Source organism: Acinetobacter sp. USHLN143 (assembly GCF_037145695.1).
Lineage (GTDB): Bacteria > Pseudomonadota > Gammaproteobacteria > Pseudomonadales > Moraxellaceae > Acinetobacter > Acinetobacter fasciculus.
In genome coordinates this window covers 1-260 of sequence record NZ_JBBCWZ010000282.1, presented here as the reverse complement: position 1 = coordinate 260, position 260 = coordinate 1, and the positions used below count along the sequence as shown (strand labels likewise).

Annotated in this window: 1 pseudogene; it reads left to right on the top strand. The window is 37.3% G+C overall.

Features of this window, described 5'->3' with window-relative positions:
- Positions 1-111: 111 nt before the first annotated feature.
- Positions 112-260 (top strand): annotated as a pseudogene (locus WFH18_RS18085) (IS3 family transposase); the annotation flags it as partial.

Here is a 260-nt window from a genome sequence, read left to right as displayed (position 1 = left end):
TCTTCTTGGTCTACGTGTCATAAAATACTCCATATATTGATGTTTATAACATCATTTGGGGAGCAAAATATCACTTATAAGTGTTGTTCAAATTTCCTGATCCACCTCTAACAGATATCTGATCAAGAAAAAATGAAGCAAATGGAACATGAAATTAAAGAATTAAAGCGTGCCAATGAAATTCTACGTAAAGCAGCCGCTTTTTTCGCCCAGGCGGAGCTCGACCGCCCACACAAATAATGGTGGATTTCATCCATAAC